This is a genomic window from Pseudomonas sp. PSPC2-3 (assembly GCF_049898265.1).
GTDB classification, from domain to species: domain Bacteria; phylum Pseudomonadota; class Gammaproteobacteria; order Pseudomonadales; family Pseudomonadaceae; genus Aquipseudomonas; species Aquipseudomonas veronii.
The window spans coordinates 291,765-311,781 of the sequence record NZ_JAFCXJ010000002.1 but is presented as its reverse complement, the minus strand read 5'-3'; the positions used below and the strand labels follow the sequence as shown (position 1 = coordinate 311,781).

Annotated in this window: 19 protein-coding genes; 16 read left to right on the top strand and 3 right to left on the bottom strand. The window is 63.3% G+C overall.

Features of this window, described 5'->3' with window-relative positions; translation table 11 throughout:
* Positions 1-265 precede the first annotated feature (265 nt).
* The 13 genes from ACP7E3_RS05340 (at position 266) to ACP7E3_RS05280 (ending at position 12,504) form a co-directional block, all read left to right on the top strand.
* Positions 266-859 (top strand): transposase, encoded by a 594-nt coding sequence (locus ACP7E3_RS05340; protein WP_017849144.1) that lies wholly within the window; start codon positions 266-268, stop codon positions 857-859.
* Positions 860-918: 59 nt separating this feature from the next.
* Entirely contained in the window at positions 919-2,505 is a 1,587-nt protein-coding gene (locus ACP7E3_RS05335) for a ShlB/FhaC/HecB family hemolysin secretion/activation protein (RefSeq protein WP_046489230.1), read from the top strand.
* A 24-nt stretch (positions 2,506-2,529) separates the two neighbouring features.
* Positions 2,530-4,329 carry a DUF2341 domain-containing protein gene (locus ACP7E3_RS05330; RefSeq protein WP_057004371.1) on the top strand — a complete coding sequence of 600 codons (1,800 nt, stop codon included), beginning with the start codon at positions 2,530-2,532 and terminating at the stop codon, positions 4,327-4,329.
* Between the two features lie 11 nt (positions 4,330-4,340).
* Positions 4,341-4,766, top strand: a complete 426-nt coding sequence (locus ACP7E3_RS05325) for an ExbD/TolR family protein (protein WP_017849147.1) — start codon at positions 4,341-4,343, stop codon at positions 4,764-4,766.
* Between the two features lie 3 nt (positions 4,767-4,769).
* Positions 4,770-5,474, top strand: coding sequence for an energy transducer TonB family protein (locus tag ACP7E3_RS05320; protein WP_057004370.1), 705 nt, complete (start codon positions 4,770-4,772; stop codon positions 5,472-5,474).
* Between the two features lie 42 nt (positions 5,475-5,516).
* Positions 5,517-7,217, top strand: a complete 1,701-nt coding sequence (locus tag ACP7E3_RS05315) for a putative porin (RefSeq protein WP_057004369.1) — start codon at positions 5,517-5,519, stop codon at positions 7,215-7,217.
* 18 nt (positions 7,218-7,235) lie between these two features.
* A complete protein-coding gene (locus ACP7E3_RS05310; protein WP_017849150.1) occupies positions 7,236-7,862 on the top strand; it encodes a hypothetical protein in 627 nt (208 codons plus the stop codon).
* Between the two features lie 20 nt (positions 7,863-7,882).
* Positions 7,883-8,356, top strand: a complete 474-nt coding sequence (locus ACP7E3_RS05305) for a YbjN domain-containing protein (protein ID WP_046383052.1) — start codon at positions 7,883-7,885, stop codon at positions 8,354-8,356.
* Positions 8,353-9,303 (top strand): peptidylprolyl isomerase, encoded by a 951-nt coding sequence (locus tag ACP7E3_RS05300; protein WP_169864327.1) that lies wholly within the window; start codon positions 8,353-8,355, stop codon positions 9,301-9,303. Before ACP7E3_RS05305 ends, ACP7E3_RS05300 begins: the two co-directional genes overlap by 4 nt.
* Positions 9,304-9,354: 51 nt before the next feature.
* Positions 9,355-10,332 carry a LysR family transcriptional regulator gene (locus ACP7E3_RS05295; RefSeq protein WP_046383054.1) on the top strand — a complete coding sequence of 326 codons (978 nt, stop codon included), beginning with the start codon at positions 9,355-9,357 and terminating at the stop codon, positions 10,330-10,332.
* A gap of 85 nt (positions 10,333-10,417) precedes the next feature.
* A complete protein-coding gene (locus ACP7E3_RS05290; RefSeq protein WP_169864323.1) occupies positions 10,418-10,972 on the top strand; it encodes a histidine phosphatase family protein in 555 nt (184 codons plus the stop codon).
* 45 nt (positions 10,973-11,017) lie between these two features.
* Complete coding sequence (gene cobF / locus ACP7E3_RS05285; protein WP_108525161.1) at positions 11,018-11,773, top strand: precorrin-6A synthase (deacetylating); 756 nt, start codon at positions 11,018-11,020, stop codon at positions 11,771-11,773.
* Positions 11,774-11,784: 11 nt separating this feature from the next.
* Positions 11,785-12,504, top strand: coding sequence for an alpha/beta hydrolase (locus ACP7E3_RS05280; RefSeq protein WP_426122483.1), 720 nt, complete (start codon positions 11,785-11,787; stop codon positions 12,502-12,504).
* Positions 12,505-12,634: 130 nt separating this feature from the next.
* Here ACP7E3_RS05280 and ACP7E3_RS05275 read toward each other — a convergent pair whose 3' ends face one another.
* From ACP7E3_RS05275 to ACP7E3_RS05265, 3 genes are all read right to left on the bottom strand, one after another.
* Positions 12,635-13,189, bottom strand: coding sequence for a hypothetical protein (locus ACP7E3_RS05275; protein ID WP_017849157.1), 555 nt, complete (start codon positions 13,187-13,189; stop codon positions 12,635-12,637).
* Between the two features lie 76 nt (positions 13,190-13,265).
* A complete protein-coding gene (locus ACP7E3_RS05270; protein WP_046383058.1) occupies positions 13,266-15,074 on the bottom strand; it encodes a monovalent cation:proton antiporter-2 (CPA2) family protein in 1,809 nt (602 codons plus the stop codon).
* A 143-nt stretch (positions 15,075-15,217) separates the two neighbouring features.
* Positions 15,218-16,102: an EamA family transporter gene (locus ACP7E3_RS05265; protein ID WP_104902991.1), complete on the bottom strand. Its 885-nt coding sequence runs from the start codon at positions 16,100-16,102 to the stop codon at positions 15,218-15,220.
* A gap of 103 nt (positions 16,103-16,205) precedes the next feature.
* Between ACP7E3_RS05265 and ACP7E3_RS05260 the strand changes: the two genes are divergently transcribed.
* From ACP7E3_RS05260 to ACP7E3_RS05250, 3 genes are all read left to right on the top strand, one after another.
* Positions 16,206-16,988, top strand: a complete 783-nt coding sequence (locus ACP7E3_RS05260; RefSeq protein WP_426122480.1) for an AraC family transcriptional regulator — start codon at positions 16,206-16,208, stop codon at positions 16,986-16,988.
* Between the two features lie 94 nt (positions 16,989-17,082).
* Entirely contained in the window at positions 17,083-18,636 is a 1,554-nt protein-coding gene (locus tag ACP7E3_RS05255) for a DUF726 domain-containing protein (RefSeq protein WP_046383061.1), read from the top strand.
* A 41-nt stretch (positions 18,637-18,677) separates the two neighbouring features.
* Complete coding sequence (locus ACP7E3_RS05250) at positions 18,678-19,997, top strand: Nramp family divalent metal transporter (RefSeq protein ID WP_046383062.1); 1,320 nt, start codon at positions 18,678-18,680, stop codon at positions 19,995-19,997.
* Positions 19,998-20,017 lie beyond the last annotated feature (20 nt).

Below are 20,017 nucleotides of genomic sequence, written 5' to 3'. Positions count from 1 at the left end.
ACACTGCCATCGGGGGCAAACCCCCTCCCACATTTTGATCTCCATAGATCAGATATCTCCATGGATCAGAACCCAAAGAACCGGACATGTAGCCGATCACCCCCTCCCCAAAAAATGCCCCCCACTCAATCCAAAATGAAGCTTTCGTGACAAAAGTTCGGTAGTGCCCGGCCACGCCCGTCTTGCCTATGTAACGCGCTGGAGGCGGCCACAAGTCGTCTCCCCAGCCGTCAGCAGGACGCCAGGAGTGGGGCACATGGGAACTATGGAACGTTACTCGAAAGTCGGCATGCAGGAGCTCGATCAGCGCCTGTCGAAGATCGTCGAAGCCGCGCGCAAGAAGCCGGTTTCGGTGTACCGCTACGGCGCGCCCTGGGTGTGGATCGTTTCGCAGGACGATTGGCAGGGCGCTTTGAAGGAAGTCTCCAGCTACATCCCCGCCGGCCATTCGCTGGTGTTGTTGCGCCCGCAGATCGATGCGGTGTTCGACCGGCACCACGACCTGCTGCAGCCCGCACCCGGGATGCAGATCGCGCCGCGCACCGTGTTGCAGATCCTGCTGCTGCAATTGCTGTACTCCGTGCCCAGCGAACAGCAATTGCACGAACAGCTCAATTACAACCTGCTGTTCCGCTGGTTCGTCGGCCTCGACCTGCACCAGAAGGTGTGGGGCATCCAGGTGCTGCAGCGCGATATCGCCACCCTGTTGAGCAACCCGCGGGCGGTGCAATTGATCCAGACCGTCATCGGTGAAGTGTTTTGTGGCGCCTTGCTGCACATGCCGGAGTTCTCGTTGAACTTCGCCTTGTTGCACACCTGGCTGGCACGGCACAGCCAACTTTCGACAACCCGCAATTGAGCAGGCCAAACGCCGTGCAATCGGCGAGGGCGCAACATTTTAGATATTTAGGGGGCTGTGTGGAGCATCTGTTCAAGTCAACGCTGGCGCTGTGTTGCCTGGCGCTGGGCACCTTGGTGCAGCCGGCGCTGGCCGAAGAGGGCGATGCCCCGGCGCGCCGGGTGGACGTCAACGAGTACTTCGTGCGCGGCAATACCGTGCTCGACGCGGCAACGATCGAAGAGGCGGTGTACCCGTTTCTCGGCCCGCAAAAGACCCTGAACGATATCGAAGGCGCCCGCGACGCGCTGCAGAAGATCTACCAGGCGCGTGGCTACCAGTCGGTGTTTGTGGAGCTGCCGGAGCAGAAGGTCGATGACGGCATCGTCTACCTGCAAGTCAGCGAAACCAAGGTCGGCCGCGTGCGGGTGGTGGGGGCCAAGCATTACTCGCCGGTGGAAATCCGCGAGGAAGTACCGGCGCTCAAGGAAGGCGCCGTGCCGGATTTCGCCAGCGTGCAAACCCAGCTGGCCGGGCTCAACCGCAGTGCCGGGCGCCAGGTCACGCCGCTGGTCCGCGAGGGGCAGCGCCCCGGCACGATGGACGTCGACTTGCAGGTGGAGGACCAGAACCCATGGCACGCCAGTATCGGCCTGAACAACGACTACAGCGCCGACACCGAGAAGCTGCGCTCGGTCGCGACCCTGGGCTACGACAACCTCTGGCAACTGGGCCACAGCATCTCGCTGACGTATTTCACCGCGCCCCAGGACAGCTCGAATGCCAAGGTCTGGTCGGGTTCCTACAGCGCGCCGCTGGATGAGCGCTGGACCGTGCAGTTTTCCGGTTATCAGTCCGACAGCAACATCGCCACTATCGGCGGCAGCAACGTGTTGGGCAAGGGCCATTCCTACGGGGTGTCGGCGATCTACAACCTGCCGCTGGACGGGAACTGGGCCAACTCGTTCTCCTTCGGCATCGACTTCAAGGACTTCGACGAACAGCTGAAATTCGGCGCCAGCAGCGACCAGGTGCCGCTCAAGTATGCCCCGTTCACCTTTGGCTACAACGGCTACCGCTACAGCGAAAAATCCCAGCTGGGCCTGGGCTTGAACCTGGTCGTCGGCACCCGCGCATTCTTTGGCTATGGCAGCGACGCCGAAGAATTCCGTGCCAAGCGCTGGGACTCCAGCCCGAGTTTCGCCGTGCTCAAGGGCGATGCCAATTACACCTACACCTTCGCCAACGACTGGCAGTCGGCGTCCAAGGCCGGCTTCCAGTTGGCCTCGGGACCGCTGGTGTCCAACGAGCAGTATTCCGCTGGCGGCGCCACCTCGGTGCGCGGTTACCTGGCGGCGGAGCGCACGGGGGATGAGGGGTTGCTGCTCTCCCAGGAGCTGCGCACACCGTCTTTGGCCAAGTTCCTCGGCAGTTATGTGCAGGAGTGGCGCTTCTACGCGTTCGCCGAAGGCGCGCGCCTGCGTCTGCACGACCCGCTGCCCGAGCAGGAAGACGAATACAGCCTGGCCAGTGTCGGCCTTGGCACCCGCGCCAGTTTGAGCAAATGGTTGTCCGGCAGCCTGGATTGGGGCTACCCGCTGCTCGACGGACCAAACACCCAGAAACAGGACTCGCGACTGCACTTCAGTGTGCAGGCGACCTTCTGACCCTTTTTCCCGGAGATTCTTCCCATGCAACGCCTATTCCTGAGCCTGTTGATCTGCCTGGGCTTCGCGCTCCCGGCCACCGCCCATGCCTGGTGGCAGGACGATTGGCACTATCGCAAACAGATCAGCGTGGACACCACCGCCCAAGGCGCCGCGATCAACCAGGCCCTGGGCCGCACCGCGCTGCTGGTGCGCCTGCACACCGGCAACTTCACCTTTGACGGGGTCAAGGACGACGGCAGCGACCTGCGCTTTGTCGGTGCCGATGACAAGACCGTGTTCAACCACCAGATCGAAAGCTTCGACCCGCTGATGGGCATGGCGCTGATCTGGGTCGATGTGCCCAAGGTCGAAGGCGCTCAGCGCCAGGACCTGTGGATGTACTACGGCAACCAGAAGGCCCCGGCCACCGCCAACGGCCAGCTGACCTTCGACCCGAATTACACCGCGCTGTATCACTTTGACGGGGCCAGCGGCACACCGCCACGGGACACCACCGCCTACGCCAACACTGCGCTGAATGCCACCGGCAGCAGCATCGACGGCGTGGTCGGGCGGGCCTTGCAGTTCAGTGGCCAGCCCTTGCTGTTGCCGGCCAGCCCGTCGCTGCAACATGCCGCCGGTGGTGCCTTCACGTTCAGCGCCTGGCTGCGCCTGGACCAGGCCAGCGGCGAACAGATCGTCCTCGCCCGGCGTGAGGCTCCGCATAGCCTGTTGCTCGGGTTGAACCAAGGCATGCCGTTCGTGGAAATCGACGGCCAGCGCGCCGTCTCGACCCAGCCGCTGAACCCCGGTCAATGGCAGCACCTGGCGTTCACCGCCGAGGGTGAAAAAGTCACGCTGTATGTCAACGGCCGCGAAACCGCGAGCCTGGCGGTGGCGATGCCGGCGTTCAATACACAACTGGCGATCGGCGCCGATCTGCCGGAAGCAGCCGGCCCGCACTTGCCGTTTGCCGGGGCGATGGATGAGCTGCGCCTGTCCAAGGTGGCCCGCCCGGCGACCGTGTTGCTGGCCGATGCGAGTGCCCAGGGCGCCGAGTCGAAACTGGTCGCTTACGGCGTGGATGAAGAACAGTCGGGCTACGGTTTCGGCAGCCTGGGCTTTCTGCTCAACGCGGTGCCGATGGATGCCTGGGTGATCATCCTGGTGCTGGTGGCGATGATGTTCCAGTCGTGGGTCATCATGATTCGCAAGAACCGTATGGTCAGCCGTGTGAGCAGTGCCAACGAGGCGTTTCGCGAGCAGTTCGCGCAGATCGGCACCCGCCTGGAAATGTTCTACGACGACAACGTACTCGCCGAACGCCTGACCCACTCTTCGCTGTGGCGCCTGTACTGCGTGGCGGTCAAGGAGATCCGCACCCGCCGCGCCCAGGGCGCCGACACCTCGTCGGTGTCGGCGGCCACCATCGAAGCCATCCGTTGCTCCATGGACGGCGTGCGTACCCGCGAAAACCAGGCGCTCAGTTCCAAACTGTCGACGCTGTCCAACGCCATCGCCGGCGGCCCGTACATCGGCCTGCTGGGTACGGTGCTGGGCATCATGGTGGTGTTCCTCGGCACGGCCATGGCCGGCGACGTGAACATCAATGCGATCGCCCCGGGCATGGCGGCGGCCTTGCTGGCCACGGCCATGGGCCTGTTCGTCGCGATCCCCGCGCTGTTCGGCTACAACCGCCTGATCACGCGCAACAAGGAAGTCAGCGCCGACATGCGCGTGTTCGTCGACGAGTTCATCACACGCCTGGCGGAGATGCACGGCGAGAGCCAGTTCAGTGAAACGGCGCACCGCGTGCCGCACCACGCGCCGGTTTCGGCCTGAGGAGAATCGCCATGGCTTCCGTAAATGCCTCCCACGACGATGACGACGATGCCGCCGTCGACAGCATCAACATCACGCCCCTGGTGGACGTGCTGATGGTGGTGCTGGTGATGTTCATCCTCACCGCCACCGCCCAGGTCTCGGGCATCCAGATTCATCTGCCCAAGGCCAGCGCCTCGGTGTCGCTGTCGGAGGCCAAGACCAAGGCCATCTCCGTCAACGACGGCGGCCAGGTGTTCCTCGATGCCTACCCGGTCACCCTCGGCGAGCTGGAGGAGCGCCTGCGCATCGAGAAAGCGCTGAACCCGGATTTCCCGGTGATCGTGCGCGGCGACGCCACGGTGCAGTACCAGAAGGTGATCGAGGTGCTCGACCTGCTGCGGCGGTTGGAGCTGTCCCAGGTCGGGCTGGTCACCGGCAAACCGAGCCAGGGCTGAGTCATGACCGCACAGATCCCGATGCCGCCGTTGCCCGTGAAGAACAAGCCGCCGCTGCGCCCGCTGAAGTGGGGCGCCGGCCTGCTGCTGGGCGCCGTGGCCGCCTGGTTTCTCTGGCAATGGGCCAATGACATGAGTGGGGTACGCCGCGAAGCACCCAAGGTGCCGACCATTATCCCGTTGCCGCCACCGCCGCCACCGCCGCCGGAAAAACCCAAGGAACCCGAGCCCCAGGTGGAAGAAAAAGTACCCGAACCGGTGCCCACGCCGGAGCCCGAAGAGGTGAAGCCGGCGGAAGAAGCACCGCCTTCGCCGGCCGACGACTTGGCCAACCCGATGCAGATCGATGGCGATGCGCAGTCCGGTAACGACGGCTTCAACATCGGCGCGGGCAAGGGCGGCGGCATGGCCGGTTCCGGCGGTGGTGGCCTGGGTACCGGCACGTACAAGCAATACCTGGCGGGGGTGTTTCAACGCCTGCTGAGGGAAGACCCGGAGTTACGCAAAAAGGCCTACGCGGTACAGGCGGATGTGTGGTTGAGCGCCGAGGGCCAGGTCACGCGTGTGGAGCTGGCCAAGTCCAGCGGCGACCGCGAGACCGACGCCCAGGTGCTGGCGGCGTTGCGTGTACCGCATGCCGCGCAACGCGTTCCAGCCTCGGTGAGCATGCCGGTGCGCCTGTCCCTCAAGGGTCGGCGTCCGGATTGATCGAACCCATTTTTTGCAGTTTTTTACAGGAGTTGCTTACGAATGATTTCCCCCGTGAATCGCCTGACCCTGGCGGTCGGCATGGTCATCGCGACCCTGGTCGGCCAGGCGACGGCCGCCCCGGTCGCCCCTTCGGAAAACGTCACGATCAACCTGATCCGCCTGCTGGTACAGCAAGGCGTGCTCACCCAGGACACCGCCAATGGGCTGATCGCCCAGGCAGAAAAAGAGGCCCAGCAGGCACGCCAGGCCAATGCCGCGCCGGTGGTCGCCAGCGGCCCGACGGCGGCACCTGGCGATGTGCGCGTGCAGTATGTGCCGCAAGCGGTGCGCGACCAGATCCGCGATCAGGTCAAGGCCGAAGTCATGGCCACCGCCAAGCAGGAAAACTGGGCCCAGCCCAATACCTTCCCGGATTGGGTCTCGCGCATCAGCTTTGATGGCGATATCCGCCTGCGTGACGAGTCGCGCTATTTCTCGGGTAACAACAGCAATGAAATCCTCGATTACGCCAAGCTCAATGAGAACGGGCCTTACGACGTCAACCGCAACTCCAACACCAAGTTGCCGCCGCTGCTCAACACCCGTGAAGACCGCGAAAGCCTGTTCCGCCTGCGTGCGCGCCTGGGCATGAAAGCGGTGATTTCGCCGGAATGGACCGCCGGCATTCGCCTGGGCACCGGCTCTGACAATAACCCGGTGTCCACTACCCAGACCCTGGGCGGTGGCTTCGGCAAGAAGGACATCTGGCTCGACCAGGGTTACCTGAGGTGGAAGACCACCGACTACATGACCTTGACCGGCGGGCGAATCGCCAATCCGTTCTACGCCACCGACATGATGTATTCCAACGAGCTCAATTTCGACGGCGTGGCTGCGATCTTCAACCACAAGCTCAACAACGAGTGGGGTCTGTTCGGCACCCTCGGTGCATTCCCGGTCGAATACACCGCGGATGCCGCCAGCAGCAACGGCAAGGACAAGGAAGACAGTCAGACCAAATGGCTGTTCGGCGGGCAAATCGGCGCCGATTGGAAGATCAACCGCGGCAACAGCCTTAAGCTCGCCGCGGCCTACTACCAGTTCCAGGACATCCAGGGCGAGCGCTCCAGCCCTTGTTCGCCGTGGGCCGGCGCCCCCGGTTGCGACACCGACGGCACGCGTGTGGCCTTTATGCAAAAAGGCAACAGTGTGTTCCTGCTGCGTAACAACACCACCAACCCGGCGGACCCTGTCAGAACGCCAGACCCGCAGTACGTAGGCCTGGCGTCCAAGTTCGACGTGCTGGACCTCAACCTGGTCTGGGACAGCGAACTGCCCAGCGACTTCAAGTTGCGCACCCAAGGCAACTACATCCGCAACCTGGCCTACGACAAAGGCGAAATGCTCAAGCGCAGCGAAGGCCAGATCGTCAACAACATCAATAGCAAGGGCCAGTTTGAAAGTGGCGGCAACGCCATGATGGTGCAGTTCACCCTCGGCAGTGCGCTGGAGATGCGCAAACGTGGCGATTGGAACGTGCTGGCCGGCTACAAGTACATCCAGCCTGACGCCTTGCCCGACGGTTTCAACGACTCCTCGTATCACCTCGGCGGCACCAACGCCAAGGGCTACTTCATTGGCGGCAACTACGGCATCGACAAGAACATCTACGCCAGTGCGCGTTGGTTGAGCGCGTCGGAAGTGTATGGCGCGCCGTTCGAAGTCGATGTGATGCAACTGGAACTCAACACGCGCTTCTGATGCGCAGGGAGATGCCCCATGAACACGCGAATATGCGCGCTGCTGTTGCTGCTGGTTACCACCGGTGCTTCGGCCGAAGGCATGGAAGAGCGCCTGCGCACGCAACTGCGCAGCACCACCCAGCAGTTGCAGGCGTTGCAAAGCGAGCAGGCCCAGGCCAGTGCCGCGCGCCTGGCGGCGGAAAACCAGGCCAAGCAGGCCCAGGCGCAAATCAAGCAATTGACCGCCGAGCTGGAAAAGGCCCGTGGCGTGGCCGAGCAACTCGCCGGCCAGCAACAGAACCTGCACAGCCAGGCGCAAGCCCAGGCGGCGGCGAGCAACGAGCAGATCGGCAAGTTCAAGAAGGCTTATGACGAACTGCTGGTGTTGGCCAAGGGCAAAGAAACCGAGCGCGCACGCCTGCAGGCGCAACTGAGCGAACGTGACACACAAGTGCAGCAATGTTCAGCCAAGAATCAGCAGATGTACGGCGTGGCTCAGCAGTTGCTCGCGGCCTACGAAAAAATCGACGTGGCCGAGGTGATGAGTATTCGCCAACCCTTCGCCAGCGGTGCGCGGGTCAAGTTCGAGGAACTGGCCCAGGGGTTTGGCGACGATCTGTACAAGACCCGCTTCGATGCGCCCCAGGCGGGCGTCAATCATTGATCCACAAGGAAGAGCAGACCATGAACGAATTGATCACCAGCGTCACCGCCCAGAGCCTCACCGAGTTGCTGCAAGAGGCCGGCTACCGGGTCAACCAGAGCGAGCAGAACGGCATCGTGCAACTGCTCAGCGCGAGCCAGGGCATTGGCTTTGCCGTGCGTTTCGGCAACCCGGCGACGGAGCCGGGCAGCTACGTGGATTTCACCTACAGCTGCGCGCTGCGCGTGCAGGGCGACCTGCCCGAAGGCCTGGCCCAGGTGTGGAACGCCTCGCGCCGTTTTGCGCGGCTGTCGGTGCAGGGTGAATTTCTGCTGATGGAAATGGACGTGGTGGTGGCCGGTGTCGGCGCCACGCACCTGCGCAGCCAGTTGGAACTGTGGGACCGCTTGCTGCAGGAATTTATCGTCTACCTGCGTGAGTACAGCCAGCACGCCGCGCAGTTGCAGGCCCAGGCGGCGGCTGAACCTGTGGCTGAAGAGGTACCGGTGCTGTGAAGAAGCGAACCGTGGTTGTCGGCGCGGGGGCGCTGACGTTGCTGGTGGTGGCGGTGGGGTTGAGCCTGCGACCGGGCAGCGACCCGGTCGCCGCTCAGCAACCGGCGCCTGTCGTCACGTCCTCGCCCAACGAGCGTGGCGCGCCGGCGGTGGCACGCCTGGGCAACCAGCAGATCGACGTGCCTGAACTGAAAAGCGTGCTGGCGAGCCTGCCGGCCGAATCCCGTGAGCAACTGCGCGGCAACCGTGGCGCCCTGGAGGGCTGGCTGCGTTCGCGCCTGGCGCAAAAGGCCGTGCTCGAACAGGCCGACGCCCAGGGCTGGCGCCAGCGCCCGGAGGTGGAGCAACAGACCCGCGCCGCCACCGAACAGATCGTGTTTCGCGACTACATGCTCTCGGTCAGCCAGGTGCCGGCCGACTACCCCAGCGCCGCTGAATTGCAGCAGGCCTACGACGCTGGCAAAGCACAATGGATAACGCCGCCGATGTACCGGGTCAGCCAGATCTTCCTGGCGCTGAATGACCCGCAAAGTGTCGACGCGGTACGTCGCCAGGCCCAGGAACTGAGCCGCAAGGCCCAGGCCGCGCCGGGGGATTTTGCCGCCCTGGCCACGCAATACTCGCAAGACCCGGACACCGCCCAGCGCGGTGGCGACTCGGGCTTGCAGCCGTTGCAGCAACTGGTGCCGGCGGTGCGCGAAGCGGTGTCGCGGCTCAAGGTCGGCGCGGTCTCGGAGGTGGTGCAAAGCCCGGCGGGGTTCCATGTGCTCAAACTCACCGCCCAGCAACCGGCGCGCACCGCCACCCTCGACGAACTGCGCGAGCGCCTGACCCAGGCCCTGCGCGCGCAACGCCAGGAACAGATCGCCAAGGCGTACCTGGAAGGCATGCTCAATACCGCGACCTTGAGCATCGACGGCGCGCAGTTGAACCAGGTGCTGGAGTAACCCGCGTCAACCGCATTGGATGCACAAGACCTACAAGACAGGGAGTCTCCCATGGCATTTCTAGAACCGTCTGGCCCCCAGGGGCCTGCACCCTATCGCGAGCCGAGCCAGTCCCGCAGCGCCTGGTTGGCCCTGGCCAACGACATCGAGCCGGAGGTCGCGCGCTACTTTCTGGTGAGTGCGCGCTGCGGCTGTTTCATGCAGGCGGCGCGCAGCCTGAATATCAAGGCGACGCTGCTGCGCAAACGCCTGGCGCAACTGGAGGAACAGCTGCGCCACGTGTTGTTCAGTTTTCAGGGCAACGGCCTGGTACTCAGCCGCGATGGTCAACTGCTGCAGGCGCAATTGATTGCCCTGGCCCATGCGCGGCGCCTGCCGGTGGTGGAGCAACCGCTGATTCGCCTGGCCGTGGCCGAGCCGATCCTGCACGACATCCTCGGGCGCGACCTGATCGCCTTGCTGCGCCGCAACGCCAGCGTGCGCCTGGAAATCATCTCCATCGACAGCCAATTGTCCCTGCAAGCGGTGGACGTTGACGTGGTGCTGTGGCTCTCCGACGCCGATGGCCCCACGCCCGGCCCGAGTTTCCCCACTGCGCCGCCTCAAGTGCTGGCGCGCTTGGAGTACCTGCCGCACATCGCCAAGCGTTACTCGCGGCTGACAACCCGCCCCGACAGTGTCGAAGACCTGGATGACTACATGCTGGTGCAGTGGCAGCCGGATGGGCAGGTGAACGCCTTACAGCCATGGAACACGGTGGTGGCACAGCGCCTGGCCGCGGTCGTGCAGGTGCATGCCTATTCGTTGATGCTCGAGATGATCCGCTGCGGCGCCTGCATCGGTTTGCTGCCGCGCTACATGGGCAGCTTCGACCGTGGCCTGGTGGCCTTGCCGGGATTGCTCGCCGAGCCCATGCAGCGCCAGGTGTGGCTGGCGGTGAAAGCGCAGGTGCAGCATGCCGAGGCGGTGCAGATGATCGTCGAGTTGATCACCAGTACGTTCGAGGGGCGGCGGGAGTGGTTTGATTAGTGCAGGATCCGGCCCCGGACGTTGCGTGATCGCCCCAACTGCGCCAGTCTTGGCGGCCTCATCCTTCCTGTAGCTGCGATCCGCGATGCAAGCCACCCGTTTGACTCTGATCTGCCATGCCGTCACGCCGTTGCAAAAGCGCGGCTGCTTTGCCGATGACGAATCGTTGGCGATGGATTGGCAAAACGCGGCGTTATCCCTGGCCGGTCGCTTCAAGAAAAACGTGCGGCTGCGCTGTGGGCCCGAGGCGCGAACCCGTCAGACAGCGAGCTTGTTCGGCGGTCGGGCGCAGATCGAAGAGGCCTTGCGCGATGGCGATGTCGGGCACTGGAAAGGCCAGGACATCGCCGCGCTCGACAGCGCCGAACTGACGACCTGGCTCACCGACAGCGCGAGCGCACCCCACGGTGGCGAGTCGGTGGATCGGCTCTGCGCGCGCGTCGCGCAGTGGATGCAGTCGCTGCAGACCGAATCCGGCCATGTCGTGGCCATCACCCATCCGTTTGTCATCCGCGCCGCGTTGCTCTACGTCATGCAGTTTCCCGTCGCGATGTTTTATCGCATCGATGTGGAGCCGCTGTCTTGCACGGAGCTGCGTTTCAACGGCGTCTGGCGCCTGCGCCTGGAAACTCACGCCTGAGTGCGTGAACATGGCAAAATCCACGCCCCGCAATGAGAGCAACCCATGAAACGCATCCTGATCATCGGCATTGGCGCCGGCAACCCTGACTACATCACGATGCAGGCCGTGAAGGCGCTGAACCGCACCGACGTGTTTTTCCTGATGGACAAGGGCCAGAGCAAAGACAAGCTGATCGACCTGCGCCGTGAGATCTGCGCAACCTACATCACCGAGCCCGGCTACCGCTTCGTCGAGGCCGATTGCCCCGAGCGGGTGCGCGGGGACATCGACTACACCCGCGCCGTGCAGGACCTCAACCGCGATAAGCAGCAGACCTTCGAGCGCATGATCAATGAAGAAATGGCCGACGGCGAAGTGGGGGCTTTTCTGGCTTGGGGCGATCCGGCGTTGTACGACAGCACCATCCGCATTCTGCAGGCGATCCTGGCCAGTGGCCGCTGCGTCTTTGAATTCGAAGTGATCCCCGGCATCACCAGCGTGCAGGCCTTGGCGGCCCAGCACAAAGTGCCGCTGAACCGCATCGGCCGCTCCATCGAGATCACCACCGGGCGCCGCTTGGCGGCGGGGCAGGCGAGCGATGCCGACACCCTGGTGGTGATGCTCGACGCCGAAGACTCCTACCGCACCGTGGCCGATCAGGATCTGGACATTTATTGGGGGGCCTACCTCGGCACGCCGGATGAAATCCTCATCAGCGGCAAGGTGAGTGAAGTCGCTGAAGACATCCAACGGGTGCGCAAGGCTGCGCGTCTGGCCAACGGCTGGATCATGGACACTTATTTGCTGCGCAAACCCTGAGGTCGATCTCCATGTTCAAACTGTTCGCGCTGGTGCTGACCCTGGTGGCCGGTGCCGCCCACGCCGATTCCGACCTGCACACCGACTTGCCGTTGTTGTACCTGGAACAGACCCAGGGCGATGCGCGCAACCAGCCGCTGGTGATTTTCCTGCACGGTTTTGGCAGCAACGAGGAAGACCTGTTCGGCATCAAGGATGCGCTGCCGTCCACCTGGACCTACCTGTCGGCGCGCGCGCCGATGCCGGTGGACGCCCAAGGGTTCCGCTGGTTCACCAAGACACCGGGTGACGGCGATTACGATGGGATGACCGACGACCTGCAGAGCAGCGCCAGGCTGATCAAGGCGTTTGTCGCCAAGGCTACCGTCAAATACCACACCCACCCTGACCGGGTGTTCCTGGTGGGGTTCAGCCAGGGCGCGATCATGTCTTACGAGGTGGCGTTACGTGACCCTGAGTTGGTGCGCGGGATTGCGGCGCTCAGTGGCAGCGTGCTGCCGGTGCTCAAGACGCAGCTCAAGCCGGATGAGCGATTGGGCCAGCTGGCGATTTTCATCGGCCACGGCACGTTGGACCAAGCGCTGCCGTATGCCTCGGCGACGCGGGCGAACGAGGTGTTGTCGGGGTTGGGGCTCAAGCCGCAGTTTCATACTTATCCGGGCATGAACCACACCATCAGCGCAGCGGAAGTGCAGGACTTGAAGGCCTGGCTGGAAACCAATGTGAAGTGAACACCGCTAAAAATGTGGGAGGGAGCTTGCTCCCGATAGCAGTGTGTCAGCCAACACATGCATGACTGATGCACCGCCATCGGGAGCAAGCCCCCTCCCACAGTTGATCGGTGTGGTTTTAACGGTCGGTTTACTTGCCGCCGGTGATCAGTTTCACCAACTGCGCATGCCCCTTCACATCATCCGCCCGCGAAATCGCCTGGATCACCAGTAAGTGATTGCCGGAACCGCCGAGGAAGGTGGAGTTCAAGGTTTTGCCGCCGCCTTGGGTGGCCGTGCTGTCCACCTGGCGCAGGCCTAGGCCTTTGAAGGTCAGTTTCTTTTCGTTCTGTTTCTTGAAGTCGGGCAGGGCGGCGCTCTGGTCCTTGACGAACCCGGCGACTGCGCCGTCGAGAAACTGCGGGTCATTATCTTTAATGGTCACCCCGTCGTTGCGCACGGTTTCGGCGACGATGACCACACTTTTCGTGGTTTGGTTCGCGTACATCGTACCTTGGGTATCCCCGGTGCCGTCTGCTGCCTTGCCGGCTGGCAGGGTGTCGGCGACATAGGCCTTGGGCAGGTCGAAGCTGAACTTGCCGCCCAAGGTGGAGATGGTCTGATCCGCCGGCTTGGCCGCGGCGAATACGCTGCCGGCGCTAAGCGCCAGGGCCAGCAGGACGGCGGTCTTGGTGAAAGTGGCCATGAAGAAGCGCTCCGGTAGATGAACGAAATTGCGCCGTATTCTGTCAGAAAATTCGCAAGATCGTTCATCCGCACCATCACACCTTGTCGGACTCTTCCTCAAGACGGTCCATTTCAAACAACCGCGCCAGTTCCGCACGGGCTTCCTGGGCGGTCTGCATGACCTTGGCCGCGTCGTCGTACACCGCGTGCTGGGCGGCGAGGACCTGCAGGTCGTGGTTCTTGAACCGGGTGATGCGCGCGTCGGCCTGGGCTTGGCTCAGGCCGAGACCCACCAGGGTGCGGCGGCTCATTTCCAGGCTGGAATAGAAGGTTTCGCGCACCGGTGACGCGTCGAGGTCCACCAAACGGTGGACGTGCTGCCGGTTACGGGCGCGGGCGATGATCTTCATGTGCGGATAGAGGCTGCGCACCAGTTCGGCGGTTTTGATGTTGATCTCCGGGTCATCCATCGCGATGACGAAGAACTCCGCCCGGTCGACCTTGGCCGCGTGCAGGATCTCCGGACGTTGCGGGTCGCCGTAGAACACCGGCATGCCGCCGAAACTGCGGGTCAGCTCGATGGTTTCGACCGAGGTGTCCAGGGCGATAAACGAAATGTTCTGCGCGCGCAGGATTCGCGCGACGATCTGCCCCATGCGGCCCATGCCGGCGATGACCACGCGCGGCGCATCGCTTTCGATGGTGCGGTATTCCTCGGGGACTTCCACGGGTTTGACCTTGGGCTTGAACAGCTTCGGGCAGACCAGCAACAGCAGCGGCGTCACGGCCATCGACAGGGTGATGGTCAGCACCAGGATGTCGTACAGGTGCGGTTCGAACAGGCCTTGGTCGCGGCCGATCTTGAACACCACGAAGGCGAATTCACCGCCTGCCGCCAGCACCACGCCCAGGCGCAAGGCGCTCTCGCGGTTGAGATCGCCCACCAGCCGGCCGACGGCATACAGCAGCGGCAGTTTCAAACCGATCAACAACAGGGTCAGGCCGATCACCACCAGCGGCGAGCTGAGCAGCAGGCTGAGGTTGGCGCCCATGCCCACGCTGATGAAAAACAGGCCGAGCAGCAGGCCCTTGAACGGTTCGATCTGGGATTCCAGTTCGTGGCGGTATTCCGAGTCCGCCAGCAGCAGGCCGGCGAGGAACGCGCCCAGGGCCATGGACACGCCGACCAACTCCATCAGCCAGGCGGTGCCGATCACTACCAGCAACGCGGTGGCCGTGGACACTTCGCGCAGGCCGGTCTTGGCGACGACGCGAAACACCGGGCGCAACAGATAGCGCCCGCCGATGATCACCACGGCGATGCTGCCGAGGATCTGTAACACGTGCTGCACGCCCTGGGCCTGGGTGCTTGGGTGATCGCCCCCGGCCAGCAACGGCACCATGGCAATCAGCGGGATCGCCGCAATGTCCTGGAACAGCAGAATCGCAAAAGCCAGGCGCCCGTGGGGCTGGTTCAGCTCCTTGCGCTCGGCCAGGCTTTGCAGGCCAAAGGCGGTGGACGACAGCGCCAGGCCCAGGCCCAGCACGATTGCGCTGTTCCACGACTGGCCGAACAGCCACAGCGCGACCCCGCCCATCACCAGGCCGGTGAGCAGCACCTGGGCCAGGCCGACACCGAATACCGCCTTGCGCATCACCCATAAACGTTTCGGCGACAGCTCCAGGCCGATGATGAACAGCAGCAGCACCACGCCCAACTCCGAGAACTGCGCGACGCTTTGCGGGTTGCCGATCAGGCCCAGCACCGACGGGCCGATGATCACACCGGCGAACAGATAGCCCAGCACCGCGCCCAACTGCAGGCGCTTGGCCAGGGGCACGGTCAGCACGGCGGCGAGCAGGAACACCACGGCTGCTTGTAACAGGTTGCCTTCATGGGGCATTGCGAACTCCAAAATCTTTAAAGCCAATCAACAGGCGGCTATTAGAGCGCTTTTTACATGTCGATAATTGTGTTTTTGCAGTGTGGGATCGTGCTGGGCGCGGGTTTTTTTGCTGGGCGACTGCGTTCTCGCGGGCGTGTCTTTCACTGGCTGAGTGTTTTTCCAGGCGCACTGGCGGGCGTGCGGTACAACCCCACGGCCAGCCCGGTGATGATGAGTGCGATCGAGAGCAGGTTGGGCGTGGATATGCGCTCGCCGATGATCAGCATCGAACTGGTCATGCCGAACACCGGAATCAGCAGGGACAGCGGCGCTACGGTGGATACCGGGTATGCCTTGAGCAGTGAGTTCCAGCCCCAGTAGGCAAAGTGCGTGGCCAGGTAGACCTGGAACAGGATGGAACCCGCCGCCGTCAGGTCGAGGTTGGCGCCCACGTTGGCGAACGCTGCGCTGCCGTGCAGCCACCAGGCCATGAGCCACAGCGGAATCGGTGGGAACAGACTGGCCCACACCATGAACGAGAAGATCTCTTTCACGCCCGATTGCTTGATGATCACGTTGCCGACACTCCAGGCCAGCGCGCTGAAGACGATCAACAGAATACCCAGCAGCGCGTGGTCGCCGTGTTGCGTCGCGATAATCCCCGCCAGGCCGGTCACCGCGAGCACGGCGCCGAGCACTTGGGCCCTGCGGATTTTTTCCTGGAACAGCACATAGCCCCAACCCATGCTGAAAAACACGCTGAGTTGGATGATCAGCGAGGCGATTCCCGGGCTGACGCCGACCTGAATGCCGTAGTTGATCACGCCCCACATCCCCAGCCCGAAGATAAGCCCGTAAGCCGCCACATAGTGGAAGCGCACGGCGGGGCGCTTGATGAAAAACACCAGCGGCAGGGCGGCGAGGGCAAAGCGTATGCCGGTGAGGACAAAGGGGTCGATTGCACGCAGGCCCAATTTTGTCAGGGGGAAGTTCACCCCCCAGACCAACGTAACCAGCACAGCAAGCACCAGGTGTTTTTTCTGCATGGGGTTTCCTTTTAGGCAGAGTGCAGCTTCAAAGGCGTCGATGTTAGGCGGCAAGGCAATGGCCCGCTTGCTGTGTCAGGTCAACTTTTGACAGAATCGGGCCATGATGCCCACTTTTGATTCCGACAGCCCCGACGCGCTGGTGACGCTGCGCGAATACCCCTCTGGCACCGTGTTTGCGCGGCACACGCACCCGCGAGGTCAGTTCGCCTACGCTTCCACCGGCGCGCTGAAAATGTTTACCGACCTGGGCAACTGGGTGGTGCCGCCGCAGCGGGCGATCTGGGTGCCCGGCGGCGTGCCCCATGAAATGCAGATGCGCGGCGATGTGGTGATGCTCAATACCTACCTGGACGCCGGCGCCGCCGCACGGGCGGGGTTGCAGGCACGCTGCCAGGTGTTTGAAGTGTCGCCCCTGCTCAGGCATCTGTTGCAGGCGGCGCTGGCCATCGAGCCTTCGACCTTACCCAATGCCAGGCAGGCCTGCGTGCTGACGCTGCTGATCGATGAGATCGGAGCGATGCCCGAGTTGCCCCTCAGCGCGCCGTTGCCACGCGAGCCACGGCTGGCGAGCGCCTGCCAGCGTTTTCTGGAGGCCCCTACGCAACACACTTCGATTGACGAAATGGCCGCGTGGTCGAGCATGAGCCGGCGCACCTTTACCCGCCATTTCCTTGAGAGCACGGGCATGACGTTCGTCGCCTGGCGCCAGCAAGTCTGCCTGCTGGAAGCCACTGCCCGGCTCAGCCACGGCGTGTCCATCACCGAGGTGGCGCTTGAGTTGGGCTTCAGCAGTGCCAGCGCCTTCACCGCGCTGTTCCGGCGCAACCTGGGCGATACCCCGGCGCGTTATCTGACTAAATCAAAGGCCGCGCCGTTGTTCTGAGGGGGTTGCGGCGTCCGCGCCCGTCAGGATTCACCTTCCTGTGGCCCGCCCTTTGTTACTATCGGCGTCCTTCGTCACCAGGAGTCACCGGCCCATGCAGCACCAGTGGGATGAAATGCACCGTACCCGCAAGCCCACGTTCGTACTGTGCGGCGAGCCTCAGGGGGACGTGCTCAATCTCTATGTTCACGGTTACTCGGCGTTCTTCAACCGGCAGCAACTGGGCAACTTCACGGCGCAACTGGCAAGTATCGAAGGTTCGACCAACCTGATGCTGTTCTGGCCGGCCGGGCATTTTCTGGAAAACCTGTTCGCACCGTTCAAGGACGTGATCACCGCGATGCTCGGCGGCGGCGGCCTGGGAGCGGCAACGGTAGGAGTGGGCAAGGCGATCGGGTATTTTCTCGACCATTACAAAAGTGTCGAGGCGCGGGTGGATGAAGTGGCCCGCAGCCTGTTGCCGGAATTGGCCGAATTCCTCCACGGCGAGTCGCTGCAGGTGCGGCGCATCAACCTGATCGGGCATTCCCTCGGCGCGCGCATCCTGGTTAAGAGCGTGTTGGCCAACCCCGACACTGCGCGCGAACTGCCGTTGAACCATTTGCTGTTGATGGGCGGGGCGATCTGTACGTCGAGCCCTTGGGATGAAGTGTGCGCAGCGCTTTCGGGGCGGGTGATCAACTGTCACTCCAGTAAGGATTGGGCCCTGGCGATGAAACCGGATACCGAGCGTTGCATCGGTCGCTACGCCATCCCGATCACACCCGCGCTCAAGGCCAAGGTGACCAACGTTCACCTGGCCAGCTTCGATCACGCGGCCTATTGGCCGCAGTTGCAGACGGTGGTGCAGTACACCGACCTGCTGCAGGAGCGACGCGGCATGATCCGCGCCGACCAGCGCAGTAGCGAGGTGCGCTTTGCCGAAGAAGATGACGAACTGTTCCCGGTGCTGGTGCGGGCGCGCCCGGACGAGCTGAAGTTCCTCGCCGAATTGATCGCGCAAAAGCGCAGTGCCTCGATTGATGCCACGGTGCGCGAGCCGCTGAAGTTGGCCATCGAGTTGCAGCGCATGGGCGGCGACAGCTTCATGAACCTCGCCCGGGGGCACGGCGTGGGGTATCGCCAGATCGCCGAGGATGTGGCGCAGCGGCTGGGGATCAAGTTCGATGAACCGATGGAGACCGTCGTGCTGGCGGATATCGAAGCGCGGGTCGCGGAAAAACTCATCGAACAATACAAGGACAAACTCAGCCACGCCGACCGACAGGCGTTCGACGCCGAGCTTCAGGCGGCGGCGCAAAAGGAGCAGGGCCTGTTCCATCGCATCGATGTCGGCCGTTCGGCCGCTACGGCGTTGAGCGGTACGGCGTTGGCGGGGCTGACCGGGTTCATCCTGCGGCGCGGCGCGGCCACGGCGATTCCGCTGGTGGGCCAGGCACTGGCGGCGGCGATGTTGCTGGTGAGCGGGGTGCGTGCGTTTTCCGGCCCGGCGTATTCGATCACGACCTTGGCGGTACTGGTGATCGGGGTGATCCGCCAGCGCATGGAGCGCGAAGCGTTGAACCAGGAAATGGACCTGGTGGTGCAAGTGGTCGAAGCGTTTGACCTGCCGCGGGACACGGTGATGCGAACGGTTGCATCCGACTGATAAGCTACGGGCTTGTCTAGAGTGTTTGCCTGGGATACTGCGTGAAATTCAGCCTGCCGAAAATCGCTACCGCTCCGTTTTGCCCGCCGGAAGTGGCTGGCTCTGTCATCGTCGACCCCAAGGCGTCGTTTTTCAAACGAATGCTGATGTTTGCCGGCCCCGGCTTGCTGATTTCCATCGGCTACATGGACCCGGGCAACTGGGCCACGGCGATCGAGGCCGGCTCGCGCTACGGCTACAACCTGCTGTTTGTGGTGCTGCTGGCCAGCCTGGCGGGCATGGTGGTGCAGTGCCTGTGCTCGCGCCTGGGCATCGCCACCGGCAAGGACCTGGCGCAACTGTGCCGCGAACGCTACAGCCAACGCTCGGCCCGCACCCAGTGGGTGCTGGCGGAAATTTCCATCATCGCCACCGACCTCGCCGAAGTGCTCGGCTGCGCCCTGGCGTTTCACCTGCTGCTCGGTGTTTCGTTGACCACCGGCATTGTCATCACCGCGTTTGACACGCTCTTGGTGCTGGCCCTGCAAAACCGTGGTTTCCGCCGCCTGGAAGCGATCATGCTGGCGCTGGTTGCCACCATCGGCGTGTGTTTCTTCATCGAGCTGGTGCTGATCAAGCCCTATTGGCCGGACGTGTTCAGCGGCTTTGCGCCGTCGTTGTCGGCCATCAGCGATGCCGCGCCGTTGTACCTGGCGATTGGTATCCTCGGTGCCACCGTGATGCCGCATAACCTCTACCTGCACAGCTCGATCGTGCAAACCCGGCTGATCGGCAAAGACCTCGCCAGCAAGCAGGACGCGGTCAAGCTGGCGCGTATCGACACCATCGGCTCCCTGGCCCTGGCCTTGCTGGTCAACGCCGCGATCCTGGTACTTGCCGCCGCTGCGTTCCATAAAACCGGGCATACCGATGTGGTTGAGATCCAGGACGCCTACCATTTGCTCGATCCTCTGGTCGGCGGCGCCTTCGCCAGCATCCTGTTCGGCATCGCCTTGCTGGCTTCCGGGCAGAGTTCCACGTTCACCGGCACCATCGCCGGGCAAGTGATCATGGAGGGCTACCTCGACCTGCGCATTCCTTGCTGGCAGCGACGCCTGATCACCCGTGGGCTGGCGCTGATCCCGGCGTTCGTGGGCGTGTGGCTGATGGGCGACGCGGCCATTGGCAAATTGCTGATTCTCAGCCAGGTGGTGCTCAGCCTGCAGTTGCCGTTTGCGTTGTATCCGCTGATTCGCATGACCGGCGACGCGCGACTGATGGGCCCGTTCGTCAATCGCCTGCCGACGCGCTTGCTCGCGTGGTTTCTGTTTGCGCTGATCAGTGGCGCGAATGCGTGGTTGATCGGGCAGTGGTTGTTTTGATCCAAGGCCCGCGGTGCTGG